This is a genomic window from Gymnodinialimonas mytili (assembly GCF_037544085.1).
Classification (GTDB): Bacteria; Pseudomonadota; Alphaproteobacteria; order Rhodobacterales; family Rhodobacteraceae; genus Gymnodinialimonas; species Gymnodinialimonas mytili.
The window spans coordinates 76,826-89,710 of sequence record NZ_JBBIFW010000007.1; the positions used below are offsets into that span (position 1 = coordinate 76,826).

Genomic DNA, 12,885 nt, shown 5'->3' on the forward strand with positions numbered 1-12,885 from the left:
AACTCCTCAATGGGCGTAATCGACGGGGTCGACACCGAGATCCGCAGCAATCGAGGTGTTGAATCGTGCACGTTCCTCTTCGGATTTGAAGCGCACGTAATGCAGGCGCGGGAACCGTTCTTCGAGGATCGACATGGTCTGGAACGGATTGGTGCGCGCCAGGATGATCAGGGGGCGGCCCGGATGGGGTTCGTTCACCGCGTCGCGGATCGCGCCAAGATCATGCCCGTCCACTTCCACGCAGGCCGCGCCGAAATTGCGGAACTTGGTGGCGATATCACCCACCTCCATCACGCTGGACATCGCGCCATCGCATTGCTGATCGTTGACATCCATGATCGCGTACAGGGTGTCGATATTGTGGAAGGCGGCGGCCTGAACGGCCTCCCAGGTCTGGCCTTCCTGCACTTCGCCGTCTGACATGAAGACCCAGGTGCGTCCGGTCTCGCCGCGGCGTTTGCGGCCCCAGGCGAGCCCAGCACCCGTCGACAAGCCGATACCAAGTGTGCCGTTATGTACCTCCATTCCCGGCGAATGCTCCGCCCCGATCATTTCGACCGAGGAGCCGTCCTTGTTGAACATCTCCAACCCTTCCGGAGCCATGCGGCCGACCTCGATCAATGTGGCATAGGCGACCAGGGCATAATGGGCGGGCGCGATGAACAACCGGTCATAGTCAGGGGCGGGTGGCCCGTTATAGCCTGCACCGGTGTGGTAATCGTGATTGTAGGGGGAGGGGACACCTTCAAACGGTTTGGGGATCATCGGCAGGGTCGGCGCGCCCAGGTTCAGCTCTTCGTTGTAGAGCCATGCCAACTGCTCGGCCGCAGAACAGGCTTGGCTCAGATAGCCGCCATTGTTGCGGATGGAGTGTTCGAACACCCGTCGGCGGATGCCGAGCGCAACGTCTTCGGTCTGCCTTTCATTGCGCATGAGGCGCTCCCTGAATGGTTTACAAATGTCATTAGATCAGTCATATGTAAAAATCAAGCGCCTTGGGGTGGAGGAAGGTTTCATGCGCTATACCGCTGCTCATTGGGGCACTTATCAGTTCGATAACGATGGTGGTCTTGTGCCGGTTGATGGTGATCCTGCACCCGCGCGAATAGGGCATGGCTGGGTCTCGGCCGCGCGAGACATGCAAAGCCGGATCTTGGCGCCGGTGATCCGAAAAGGCTGGCTGGAGCGTGACGGCGGGCAGGCGCGCTGCGATGACAGCTATGTCGAGGTGTCGTGGGATGAGGCGACCGAACGGGTCGCGGATGAGATTGACCGAGTGCGCAATGTCTACGGGAACGGGGCGATTTTCGGCGGTTCCTACGGGTGGGCAAGCGCCGGGCGATTTCATCACGCGCAAAGCCACTTGCGACGGTTCTTGAACTGCGCGGGCGGCTATGTTTCGGCGCGCAACACCTACTCCCATGCGGCAGCGGAGGTGCTTTGGCCGTATCTGCTGGGCCTCAGCAACCGCGCTTTCCAGGATCAGATGACCAGCCTCGATGAGGTCGCAGAGCATTGTGACATCCTGCTGGCCTTTGGCGGGATTTCCGGGCGGACGTCGCAAGTCACCTCATCCGGGACGAGTTTTCACGAGGTGCCGGGGTGGATTGACCGTTTGGCGAAGACGGGCGCGCGCATAATCAATATCTCGCCCCGCGGATCGGACATGGCGTCAGCGGAGTGGCTTTCTGTTCGACCGGGCACCGACACTGCGTTGATCCTCGCTCTGACGCAAGAAATCGTCGCGCAGGGCAGGGCGGATACCGAATTCCTCAGGCGTTGCACCAGCGGTTGGGGTACGTATCGGGCCTATCTGATGGGCGACGTCGATGGGCAGGCCAAGACGCCGGATTGGGCCGCTGCGATCTGCGATATCCCGGCGGATCAGATCCGCGAGTTGGCGGAGCAACTAACGATCCAACGCAGTATGATAGCGATGAATTGGGGTATGCAGCGTTGCGACCATGGGGAACAGGTAATCTGGGCCGGATTGGCTTTGGCCTGTGTTGTTGGTCAGATCGGTCAGCCGGGTACGGGTTTCGCCTTTGGATATGGCTCAACCACTCCGGTCGGTCGACCTGCCCGCCTGATCAATTGGCCGTCTTTACCGCAGGGGCAAAACCCGGTTGATGACTTCATTCCGGTGGCGCGGATCGCTGATATGCTGCTGCGCCCCGGCGCGACCTATACCTATGATGGTGAGACACGGCGCTATGCAGACATTCGGCTTGTCTACTGGACCGGTGGCAATCCGTTTCACCACCACCAAGATCTGACGCGGTTGGATCGTGCTTGGATGCGGCCAGAAACCGTGATCGTGCAGGATCATTCGTGGACCGCCACTGCGCGGAGGGCCGATATCGTGCTGCCCGCGACCTCTCCGCTAGAGCGGCATGACATCATGATGAACCGCCGCGACCCGTCACTCATCTATATGTCTCCGCTCTTCGATCCGCCGGGCGCCGCGTTGGACGATTATGAGATCCACCGCAGGATCGCCGCGCATCTGGGTCTGGAGGATGCGTTTACCCAGGGCCGGGACGCCGAGGGCTGGCTGCGCCATCTGTGGGACAACGCGGTGGCGATTGGCAGTGCCGAGGGGATAGCCGTACCGGACTTTGATGGCTTTGCCGCTGAAGGTCGGTTTGACGTGCCGGACGCCACCGAGCATCGCAGGGCCCTTGGGGATTTCGTACGCTCCCCCGATGCGCATCCACTTGCCACTGAGAGCGGTCGGATCACGCTGACGAACACAACGATTGCGGGTTTCGATCTGAAGGATTGCCCGCCCCATCCGACATGGATGGCTCCGATCGAGACACTGTTGGATGCCCCAGACGGCGTGCTGCATCTGATCTCAGGTCAGCCCGATACAAGGTTGCATGGGCAGAATGACCGCGGGTCTGAGGCGCAATCCGACAAGGTGCACGGCCGAGAGCCCGCCTATCTGCACCCTAGCACCGCAGATAGGCTAGGCCTGGTTCCGGGTGATATCATTCGGCTCTTCAATCCGCGCGGTGCCTGTCTTGCGGGGCTTCGGTTGGACCCGCTTCTGCGCACCGATTGCATCAGCTTGGCTACGGGCGCTTGGTATGATCGGCAAATGGTCGACGGCCTGCCGCTCGAGGTGCATGGCAATCCGAATGTCCTGACGATCGACAAGGGTTGTTCGGGGCTGAGCCAGGGTAACATCGCCCATACGGCGCTGGTCGAGGTCGAGAAATGGACAGGCGCCGTACCGCCATTGTCCGTGGACCGGCCCCCGGAGATCGCCGCGATGTCGGTAGGGTAGGGAGGCAACCATGGCCGAGCTTTGGTTGGGATTGGACGTAGGCACAACGGCTGTGAAAGCGGCCGCCTACGCCCCCGATGGCATCCGCCTGGCCGAAGCGCAGGCGCCAAGCCCAGTCTCCCAATATGGTGAGGGCCGAAGCGAACAGGATATGAACGCGGTCTGGGCCAGCGTGTGTAATGTCCTGTCAGAGCTGGGGCGCCAGGTTGATTTCAGCCAAGCGATCTCGCTGGGGATTTGCGGACAGGGCGACGGATTATGGCCGGTGGATCGACACGGACAACCGAGTGCGCCTGCAATGCTTTGGAACGATACGCGAGCGGCGGCGGATCTAGATGCATTGGCGCAAAGCGGCACGGTGGATGTCATCGGGCGTGGCTGCCATACTGCGCTTTGGACGGGCACCTCTGGCATGCTCTGGCGCTGGCTGCGTGTCCATGATCCGAAGGCGGCGGCGAAAACGGTCCATGTGATGACATGCGCCGATTGGATCGGTCTGTGCTTGACGGGGGTCCAGGCAACGGATGCCTCGAATGCCTCGATCCCGTTTCTGGATTTCCAAACGCGTTCTTATGGGCCAGCGCAGCTTGCGGCCCTTGATTGCGCGGATCTTGCGCCGAAATTGTTGCCCCTGCGCGCTGCGACGGAGCAGATGGGCAAAGTCACCGCGCAGGCGGCGGCGCAAACGGGCCTGCCCGAGGGTCTGCCAGTTTCGGTCGGCACGCTGGATCTGGCCGCTATGATCGTTGGCATGGGCATGGATCGTGCCGGTCAAACGATGATGATCATGGGCACTACGGCGGTGGTGAACATCCTGACCGACCATGTAGAACCGATCGATACGCCCGTGGGTGCGAGTGTCCTGCACCCAACCTCCGACGTCGTCATAAGGGTTTTCGCGCCGACCACGGGCGCCTCTGCTTTTGACTGGTTCACGGGGCTTCACCCGCAGACCCTCGGTGGGCAAAGCGCCGGCGAGATCGCAGGCAAACTGAATGCCCTCGTCCAAGATGTGCCGCCTGGATCGAATGGCGTGATCTTCCTACCCTATCTCAATGGCGAACGTGCCCCTTTCGTCGCGTCGGATATCCGTGCCGGGTTCCATGGCCTAAGCGCATCCACCTCCAAGGCGGAGATGGGACGGGCTGTGATGGAAGGCGCGGCCTTCAGCCTGCGTCATTGTTTCAAAGCTGAAGGCGGCCTGCCTACCAGCCCTGTCCAGCTGACCGGCGGCGGTTCAAAAAACGACACGTGGTGCCAGATCATCGCCGATGTCATGGGCCAGCCCGTTATGGTCAGCGATGCCTCTGACCAAGGCCTGTGGGGCGTGGCCTGCATCGGCGCCGCCGCCGCTGGTCAGGGCGCGCCTGTGGCCTTGGCAAAGCGTACGGAGACGCACAGGACCTTCATCCCAAACCACGAAACCACCCTGGCCTACGACCAAGCCTTCGCGCGCTATCTGATCTTGTCAGAAGCCGCGCGCGATGTTCAGACCCGCCTCAAATCGCTGCAGGAGACTGCTCAATGACCAGCAATATGATGATTGCCGCCGTCCAATACGCCATCGACGATATCCGCATCGAAGAACGCCCCGTGCCCCAGATCGGATCGGGTGAGATGTTGCTGAAGACGCTGGCCTGCGGCCTTTGCGGCGGAGAAACCATGGCCTGGTACAAGACCGAGCCGAAGGTTCTTGGCCATGAGCCGGTGGGCGAGGTCGTCGAGCTCGGTGCGGGCGTGACCGATTACAAGATCGGCGACCGGATGTTTATCAACCACCATGTGGGCCGCGTGAATTCGCATCTGTCGCGGCGCGGCCATTTCACCCGCGATCCCTTTTACAAGTCGATGAAACTCGATCCTGGTGGGGTCTGCGACTACTACCGGGTCTCTGCGCAACACTTGGCGATGGACGCCCATGTGCTGCCCGACGGTATCTCCACCGAAGAGGCGGTGACGATCGAGCCGTGGTCCTGCGTTCTGTCGGGGCTTAAGGTCTGCCACATCCAGCCGGGCGATACTGTCGCCGTGGTGGGGGCAGGGTTCATGGGGCAGGGGTTTGTCCATCTCGCACCGCTGTTCGGCGCAGGCAAGGTGGTGGCGCTCGACTTCTCCGACTGGCGCCTGGCGCGGGCCAGAGAATTCGGCGCAACCCACACGATCAATCCGAAAACCGAAGATGCGGTTGAGGCGATGCGCGTACTCAACAATGGTCGCCTTGCCGATACCGTGATCGTGATCGCGCCATTCCCCTCAGCTTGGGACCAGGCGCTTGCGCTGGTGGAGGTGGGTGGATGCCTGCATCTCGGGGCTCCCTTGCCGCCGGATATCGATTGGGTTCGGGACGGAAATGCCGCCTATTTCGATCAGATCACCGTCACCTCGCGCTATTCTTCCGATCATACCGACACATATTCTTATATCAGATTGCTCGAGTCGGGCCGGATCAAGGCCGATCAAGCGATCTCGCATCGTTTCGATATTCGGGACTCGCCCGAAGCGTTTAAGGTGCTGGTCGAGGCGGAAAAATCCCTGAAAATCGTCGTCTATCCCCATGGCGTGCCCACCGACACACAGGAGGCCGCATGATGCTTGAGGCATTGAAGGAAGAGGTCTGCGAGCAGAACCACGAATTACCCCGCAATGGGCTAGTGGTGGGATCCGGTGGCAATGTCTCGGGTCGTGACCCCGAAAGCGGGCTGCTCGTCATCAAGCCGTCGGGGGTGAAATTCTCTAAGCTGACGCCGGACACAATGGTGGTGGTGGATCTGGATGGAACCGTGATCGAAGGCGACATGAAGCCTTCTGTCGATACCGGCATTCACCTCTATGTCTACAGGCATCGTGATGATGTGAATGGCATGTGCCACACCCATTCGCCATATGCCTCCAGCTTTGCCGGGCGCGGTGAACGCATCCCTGCGCTGATGACCCCGATCACCCATATTCTGGGACGCGACGTACCCTGCTCGCGCTATGCGACGCCGGGCGAGGTCGATACCGGCCAGGCAATCCTTGAAGCGGCGGAGGGCGGTCTGGCCGTTTTGGTCAAGGCCCATGGCGTCTTCACAATGGGCAAATCGGCCACGGAGGCGACCTCGATTGCGATGTATCTGGAGGAGGCCGCGATGACCACACATCTGGCCATGCTGCGTGGCCCGGTCGAGGAGCTGCCCCAGGAAGAGATCGACCGTTGCTACGCTTGGTTTCGGCAGAACTATGGCCAGGCGGGACAAAAGCCCGTAAACGCGTGAGCCATGGATAAATCAAGCCCACCGCAGCGCCTAAGTGGCGACAAGCGTGCACAGCTGTCGAATGTTGCGCTGCTCTATTACGGCGAGGGGCTGACACAGGGCGAGATCGCCAAGCGGATGAAGGTCAGCCGCGCGACCATCGTAAACATGCTGCGCGAAAGCCGGGATTTGGGGATCGTCGATATCCGTGTCGACGGCCAGCATCTAACCGGGTCGGGTCTGGCGCGTGCGTTGCGTGAAAAGTTCGGTCTTGAGGATGTTTATGTCAGTCAGGCCGATGCGGCGGATGCCAGCGCCAGCCGCGACGAGACGTTGGGCTTGCTTGCGCGTGTGGCGGCCACCGCCATCCTGGATGCGGTCGAACCTGGCGACCGGATCGGCGTGGCCTGGGGTGAGACGATCATGGCAGTGGCCGATGCGATGCCGCGCAACCCCGTTGCAAATGTCGAGGTCTGCCAGCTTATCGGTTCGATGATTTCCGACCGCGTGCCGGCATCCGAAAACTGTACGATCCAGATTGCCAACAAACTTGATGCGGCCGCGTGTTTCACCTTGCACGCGCCGGGGCTGATTTCCTCGGCTGACTTGGCGCGCACCTTCTTGGCCGAGCCCACGATTACCGCACAGATGCAGCGGCTTAAGGCGCTGGATATGACGATTTTTGCCATCGGGAATGTCGCGCCAGACACCCATTTAGGGGCGGCAGGCATGGCCACCCCAGCGGAGTTGGACGCGGCGCGTGATGCCGGGTCGGTTGGTGTTGTCTGTTGCCGCTATCTCGACCGCGACGGCAACGAGATCGTGTTGCCACCCCATGACCGTCTGATTGCCGCCACGGTTGAGAATTTGCGCGCGGCGCGGAAGCGATTGCTTGCGGTCTGCGGGGTGGACCGGGGCGAGGCCGCGTTGGCCGCAATCAAAGGTGGGCTGGTGACGCATCTGTGTGTTGATCACGCGCTGGCGCAATTCTTGCTCGATGTCGAAGTCTGATCCGAAGTCGCCGGGATGCTGTCCGCCACTCCGGCGCACGCGCGGCACCACGGCAGAAGAGGCGATCTTCCCATCGCGGACCGCAGAACCGCCTCCAAGCGTAATTGTCCCAGGCGGCATGGCTCTGATCGGTACCGCGCACCAAATCATTCCTGATGATGCGGAGGGACCGATCCGAAAGAAGCGTCTGGCCCCGTTTCGGATCGGTACAACGGCGGTCACAAATGCTCAGTTCGCAGCGTTCATCGCCGAGACCGGATATGTGACGGAGGCGGAGCGTTTCGGCTGGTCTTTCGTTTTTTGGTCCCAGGTCCCGGCTGCGGCTGCTGCCACGCAAGGTGTGCGGGATGTGGAATGGTGGCGCCGTGTCGATGGCGCCACTTGGCGGCACATCCATGGGCCAGGTGGTATTCCTGCAGAAGACCTGCCCGACCATCCGGTTGTTCACGTCTCTTGGAACGACGCCAGGGCCTATGCGATGTGGATCGGGGGGCGTTTGCCCAGTGAAGCCGAATGGGAACACGCCGCCCGCGGAGGCTTGGGTGATGTGCGGTTCCCCTGGGGCGATCGAGAGCCTGATGATGTTACCCATTTTCCTTGCAACATTTGGCAGGGGCGGTTCCCGCAGACCAATAGCTGCGCCGATGGCTACGAGACGACCGCGCCTGCACATGCCTTCGCACCCAACGGCTATGGGCTCTACAATTTGGTGGGCAATGTTTGGGAATGGACGTCAGAGCCATTCCGGATCCGCTCCCAAAGGCGGGCGGCCAAAGCCCGTCAAGCGCAGATGACGGGTTATAAACTCGCCAAAGGCGGCTCATTTCTGTGTCATAAAAGCTATTGCTACCGATACCGCATCGCTGCGCGGACCGGCAATTCACCCGACAGTACGACGACCCATACCGGGTTCCGGGTGGTGTGGGCGGCCTAAGCGCCCGATAAGCGTGATCTCACTCTAGTCAGCCAGTCCCAATCGGCGGAGTTGCTCGGGCGGACACCCCTCGGCATCCATCAGGTCGCGGACCAGAGCGAGCATTCTGGCGCGTTGATCCGGTTCGGAGCTCCAGAGGTTGTTTTCCTGCTCCGGGTCGTCGGTGCGGTGGAACAGGAAATCCTCCTCCGTTCGCGGATCGATCTTGATCGGAATTTGCCACATGGGCAGGTCGACCGAAGGGTCGAAATAGCCCTGATCGACGGGTTTGTTTGGCGCCTTGGCCAAGCGACCGTCGACCGGGTTATCCACGATCAGAGGCCGGAAAATCGCCGTGGAATACAAAAACAACGGCGCGTCGGGTTTGGGTGCTTTCAGGATCGTCCAGGTGCCGTCTGTCGCACAGATCCCTTGGCCAAAGGTCCCATAGAGCACCGCGTCCCGGGGAGAGGATGCACCCTCTACCACCATTGGCAACAAAGATCGGCTGTGCCGGTTGGCCTCTGGGATCTCAACTCCCGCCGCATCGATGATCGTCGCAAAAAGATCTACCGTTTGGGTCAGGCCCGAGACTCGCTTGCCGCGACCGGGATTTGCCGGGTGCCAGACCATCAACGGAATATTGGCGTGACTGTCGAAATGTGGGTGTTGTTTCCCGAAGGCTCGCCGTTCGCCCATGTCGTGGCCATGATCGGTGGTGAAAATCACCATCGTGTCGTCCCACAGATCCATCTCATCGAGCTTGTCCATCAGGGTGCCGAACCATTTATCCATCATGGTGACCTTGCCCATGAATTGGGATTTCAGAAAGTCCAACTCGGCGTCACTGGTCTGATCCATAAAGGCGTTCAGATCGTCATAGACCTGATAGGGCGGCCAGATATTGAACTCGTTCTTCGAGGCGCCATCGGCATACATGCTTTCGTAAGGCTCGGGCACGTGGAACGGTTCATGCGCGTCGAAGGTTTCCACATGCAGGAAGAACTTGCCCTTGGCGGCGTGGCGGTCGAGCCAATCGCAGGCGCTTCCGAAGGTCTTTGCGGAGAAGAAATCTTCCTCGCCATCAAAATCCTTGGTGTTGGCGTAGTATTGGCCGATATGTTCCGCGGCGCGGAATTCCTCGACCTTCTTCACCCAGGGCAGGCTGTCCTCATTCGGGTCCATCGGCACCCAGTGATCGACCTCGTAACCTCGGATCATTTCGGTCGTGTCATAGCTCTGGATGTAGCCGTTCGCCTCCTCTTCCCAATAGTGATAATGGTCTGTGACGATATGCGTGTGGTAGCCGCCCTTCTTCACCTCGGCAGGCAGGCGCGGGTCGAAGACCTCCAGCGATCCCCACGGCCGCCACATGAACTCCTTGCGGCCTGCGATCAACTCACGGCGCGCCGGCATACAGGGCAGGCTTCCAACAAAGTGATTGTCGAAGACCTGCGCGCGCGCGGCAAAACGGTCGATATTTGGCGTCTCGCAACGGCTATTGGGATTGTAGGCGCGCAGGCAATTTCGCGTCAGACTGTCCACGAGAACCAGGATGATGTTCATTGGGGCGTCCTTGCATCGATCTGTCGATAGGCCAAGCGTAGGATCACAAGCCCTAATTGACAAGTGTTAAAAATAGTGACATATGTCAGAATTAGGGAGGCGCGAAAACGGGTCGTGAGAAGGCCCGCCGCGCAAGTCAGTAAGGCTTCGACCAAGGGAGGGCGTCATGGCCAATTCGAAGACCAGCTATATCAATCGTAGATCAATTCTGAAATCCGGTGTGGCGGCTTCGGCGGCCCTGGCCGCGCCGACATTTTTCGTGGGCAAGGCCCATGCCGATAACGAAGTGCTGCGCGTCGGCATCATCCCCGCCTATTCCTTCGGCATCTACTGGCTGGTTCAGGATCAGGGTTTTGCGTCCGGCGTAGAGATGGAGTTTAGTGTCTTCCCTTCCGGTCCGCCTGCAATCGAAGCGATGGTCGGTGGCTCGGTTGACACGATCACTGTCGGATCCGTTCCGCCGCTAGCTGCGATGTACCGCCAGATCGCCGATTTCCGCGAAATCTCGGTCTGCGGCGACGCATCGGGACTGTTCACGATTGTCGGTAAGCCGGGTCTAGAAAGCTTGGCCGACCTGGAAGGTATGCGGATTGCCGTCACGTCCGGATCCAATTTCGACTTCTTCCTTGGCGTCGCTTTGGAGAATGAGGGCCTGTCCGAGATGCCGCTGACACGCATCAATATGGAGCCGATCGATGCACAGGCAGCGTTGATTGCGGGTGCCGTCGATGCCACCGTGCCCCTCGCCACTTCCCGACAGCTGATCTTTGACCGACTGCCCGGCGCAAGCCTGTTGGCCGACGGCTCGCAGATGCCACTCGAAGCCCGCCCGTCGATCATGGACGTCTTCATGTCGATCCAAGACACTGTCGATGCCAAGCAGGAGGCGTTTGTCGAAGTGGTGCGCGCGTTCCATCGCGACGGCGTTGGCATGTTGCGTGAAGACAATGCCGCCGTGGTTGAGCGCATGATCGCTTGGCAGGAAAGCGTCGGTCGCGCAGGCGTGACTGCAGAAGAGGTGGAGCCACTTCTCAACGGGTATTTCTACTTCGACAGTGACGAGATCAAAGATGTCTATGCGAGCGGTGCGTTGCAGAATGCCGTATCGGTGCAGGCGGAATTCCTGGTCGCGAATGAGCGGATCGGCGGGATGCCGGACCTGGATGCGTTGATTTCCGATCAGATCGTGGCGCAGATCTAAAGCCGATGGATATCGTATCCGTATTGACGTCAAGGCGCCTGTGGTTGGGCATCTTGTCGGTTGCCCTGGTTTTTGCATTTTACATCTGGATCACCAATCGACCAGACAACAACCCGGCGCTGCTGCCGCCAATCTCGGATATCGTCACGTCGTTTCAGACCAACCTTACCTCCGGCAGCTTGATGGCCGCGTTGGGGGCGAGCCTGTTTCGCATATTCATGGGCTTCTTCATCGGCACCACATTGGCGCTGATCGTGGGCTGTCTGGTCGGATGGTACAAAACCATCGAATATCTGGTCGATCCTCTGATCGAGGCTTTGCGCCCCATCCCGCCGCTCGCCTATATCCCGATCATCATCATCTGGTTCGGTATCGGCGAGTTTAGCCGGGTTCTGATCATCACCATCGCCTGTTTCATGGTTTGCGTGGTCAACGTGATTGCAGGCATGAAGAACGTGCCGCAGGTCTATGTCGATGCAGCCTCCACCATGGGGGCGACGCGATTTCAGGTGTTCCGGACGGTGGCCGTGCCCGCGGCGACCCCGTTTATCATCACCGGCTACCGCATTGCGCTGGCCGCCGCCTGGACAACGCTTGTCGCCTCAGAGCTTTTGGCCGCCCAAAACGGGCTTGGCTTTCTGCTGCAGGAGGGGCGCCGGTACTTCCTAACCGATCAGGTCATGATGATCATCGTCATTATCGGGGCTTGCGCCTTCATCATGGACCGTATCTTTCGCCGAATTCAGGCCTTTCTCATGCAATGGTCAGAGGCGCGCGAGTAATGCCCGAGATTGTCGTCGACAAACTAAGTCATACCTTCGGCAAGGGCGGTGTCGACGCCTTGACGGTGTTGAAGGATATCGATCTGACATTCGAGTCCGGCAGCTTCAACGCGATCATTGGCACGTCGGGCTGTGGGAAATCCACTTTGCTGAAGATGATGGCCGGGTTGTTCGATCCCACGGATGGAGAGATGCGCCTGGATGGCGAGATCATCAAAGGCACCAATCAGCGCCGCGGTATGGTGTTTCAACAAGACGCTGTGTTCCCCTGGATGACGGTTGCCAAGAACATCAGCTATGGCCCGCGCCTGCGGGGTGCCTCGAAAGACGAACAGCGCGAGATCGAGGCGAAATGGACTGAGATGGTCGGTCTCAAAGGGTTTGAAGATCGCTGGCCTCGTGAATTGTCAGGCGGTATGCGCAAACGCGTCGATATCGGTCGGGTCTATGCCAACGATCCTGACGTGCTGCTTATGGACGAACCCTTCGGCGCGCTGGATGCCCAGACCAAGGAACGGATGCAGTCCGACTTGCTCAACACCTGGCGACAGACCCGGAAAACGGTTGTCTTCGTGACGCATGATATTGAAGAGGCGATCTTTCTATCGGACCGGATTGTCGTGATGTCCGCCCGGCCAGGCCGCGTGCACCATATCGAAGAGGTCAGCTTGCCGCGCCCACGTGAAGACGAAATGCGCCTCACTGAGGAATTTCTGGCGATCAAGCGTCGGCTCTGGGCGATGTTGGACCACTGAAGCCAACTACGAGGTATGGTCTTAGAGCCCGTGGCTGCTGGAGCGATGCATCACATCGCGCTATTTCCAATTCAACCAAAGATTGCGCTGTCAAACCAGCAGCACGGTTTCGGGCGCGTCATGGGCTGGCTG

At 60.0% G+C, this 12,885-nt stretch carries 11 protein-coding genes; 9 read left to right on the forward strand and 2 right to left on the reverse strand.

Annotated features, from left to right (window positions below):
• Positions 1–6: 6 nt before the first annotated feature.
• Positions 7–933, reverse strand: a complete 927-nt coding sequence (locus V8J82_RS21650; RefSeq protein WP_339978708.1) for a transketolase — start codon at positions 931–933, stop codon at positions 7–9.
• Positions 934–1,015: 82 nt separating this feature from the next.
• On the opposite strand from V8J82_RS21650, the gene V8J82_RS21655 reads away from it, so the two are divergent.
• Genes V8J82_RS21655 through V8J82_RS21680 form a run of 6 tightly spaced genes read left to right on the forward strand, consistent with a single transcriptional unit; the run spans position 1,016 to position 8,470 of the window.
• Positions 1,016–3,292 (forward strand): molybdopterin-dependent oxidoreductase, encoded by a 2,277-nt coding sequence (locus V8J82_RS21655; protein WP_339978711.1) that lies wholly within the window; start codon positions 1,016–1,018, stop codon positions 3,290–3,292.
• 10 nt (positions 3,293–3,302) lie between these two features.
• The gene (locus V8J82_RS21660) at positions 3,303–4,820 is read left to right on the forward strand and encodes an FGGY-family carbohydrate kinase (RefSeq protein WP_339978713.1); all 1,518 of its coding nucleotides are present in this window, start codon (positions 3,303–3,305) and stop codon (positions 4,818–4,820) included.
• Positions 4,817–5,881, forward strand: coding sequence for a zinc-binding dehydrogenase (locus V8J82_RS21665; RefSeq protein ID WP_339978715.1), 1,065 nt, complete (start codon positions 4,817–4,819; stop codon positions 5,879–5,881). The genes V8J82_RS21660 and V8J82_RS21665 overlap by 4 nt, the downstream gene beginning before the upstream one ends.
• Positions 5,881–6,546: a class II aldolase/adducin family protein gene (locus V8J82_RS21670; RefSeq protein ID WP_339978717.1), complete on the forward strand. Its 666-nt coding sequence runs from the start codon at positions 5,881–5,883 to the stop codon at positions 6,544–6,546. The genes V8J82_RS21665 and V8J82_RS21670 overlap by 1 nt, the downstream gene beginning before the upstream one ends.
• 3 nt (positions 6,547–6,549) lie before the next feature.
• A complete protein-coding gene (locus V8J82_RS21675) occupies positions 6,550–7,536 on the forward strand; it encodes a sugar-binding transcriptional regulator (protein ID WP_339978719.1) in 987 nt (328 codons plus the stop codon).
• Positions 7,523–8,470 carry a formylglycine-generating enzyme family protein gene (locus tag V8J82_RS21680; RefSeq protein WP_339978721.1) on the forward strand — a complete coding sequence of 316 codons (948 nt, stop codon included), beginning with the start codon at positions 7,523–7,525 and terminating at the stop codon, positions 8,468–8,470. The genes V8J82_RS21675 and V8J82_RS21680 overlap by 14 nt, the downstream gene beginning before the upstream one ends.
• Before the next feature lie 24 nt (positions 8,471–8,494).
• On the opposite strand, the gene V8J82_RS21685 is transcribed toward V8J82_RS21680, so the two are convergent.
• Entirely contained in the window at positions 8,495–10,015 is a 1,521-nt protein-coding gene (locus tag V8J82_RS21685; protein ID WP_339978723.1) for a sulfatase, read from the reverse strand.
• Positions 10,016–10,181: 166 nt separating this feature from the next.
• Between V8J82_RS21685 and V8J82_RS21690 the strand changes: the two genes are divergently transcribed.
• The 3 genes from V8J82_RS21690 to V8J82_RS21700 are packed head-to-tail and all read left to right on the forward strand — an operon-like array spanning position 10,182 to position 12,753.
• Positions 10,182–11,216, forward strand: a complete 1,035-nt coding sequence (locus V8J82_RS21690; protein ID WP_339978725.1) for an ABC transporter substrate-binding protein — start codon at positions 10,182–10,184, stop codon at positions 11,214–11,216.
• A 5-nt stretch (positions 11,217–11,221) separates the two neighbouring features.
• Positions 11,222–11,998, forward strand: a complete 777-nt coding sequence (locus V8J82_RS21695) for an ABC transporter permease (RefSeq protein ID WP_339978727.1) — start codon at positions 11,222–11,224, stop codon at positions 11,996–11,998.
• On the forward strand, positions 11,998–12,753 hold the full coding sequence (locus V8J82_RS21700) for an ABC transporter ATP-binding protein (protein ID WP_339978729.1): 756 nt from the start codon (positions 11,998–12,000) through the stop codon (positions 12,751–12,753). Before V8J82_RS21695 ends, V8J82_RS21700 begins: the two co-directional genes overlap by 1 nt.
• Positions 12,754–12,885: the final 132 nt, after the last annotated feature.

Excerpts from the sequence above, each read along its gene's own strand:
- V8J82_RS21650 (WP_339978708.1), bottom strand. The coding sequence starts at position 933 with ATGCGCAATGAAAGGCAGACCGAAGACGTTGCGCTCGGCATCCGCCGA.
- V8J82_RS21655 (WP_339978711.1), top strand. The coding sequence starts at position 1,016 with ATGCGCTATACCGCTGCTCATTGGGGCACTTATCAGTTCGATAACGAT.
- V8J82_RS21660 (WP_339978713.1), top strand. The coding sequence starts at position 3,303 with ATGGCCGAGCTTTGGTTGGGATTGGACGTAGGCACAACGGCTGTGAAA.
- V8J82_RS21665 (WP_339978715.1), top strand. The coding sequence starts at position 4,817 with ATGACCAGCAATATGATGATTGCCGCCGTCCAATACGCCATCGACGAT.
- V8J82_RS21670 (WP_339978717.1), top strand. The coding sequence starts at position 5,881 with ATGCTTGAGGCATTGAAGGAAGAGGTCTGCGAGCAGAACCACGAATTA.
- V8J82_RS21675 (WP_339978719.1), top strand. The coding sequence starts at position 6,550 with ATGGATAAATCAAGCCCACCGCAGCGCCTAAGTGGCGACAAGCGTGCA.
- V8J82_RS21680 (WP_339978721.1), top strand. The coding sequence starts at position 7,523 with ATGTCGAAGTCTGATCCGAAGTCGCCGGGATGCTGTCCGCCACTCCGG.
- V8J82_RS21685 (WP_339978723.1), bottom strand. The coding sequence starts at position 10,015 with ATGAACATCATCCTGGTTCTCGTGGACAGTCTGACGCGAAATTGCCTG.
- V8J82_RS21690 (WP_339978725.1), top strand. The coding sequence starts at position 10,182 with ATGGCCAATTCGAAGACCAGCTATATCAATCGTAGATCAATTCTGAAA.
- V8J82_RS21695 (WP_339978727.1), top strand. The coding sequence starts at position 11,222 with ATGGATATCGTATCCGTATTGACGTCAAGGCGCCTGTGGTTGGGCATC.
- V8J82_RS21700 (WP_339978729.1), top strand. The coding sequence starts at position 11,998 with ATGCCCGAGATTGTCGTCGACAAACTAAGTCATACCTTCGGCAAGGGC.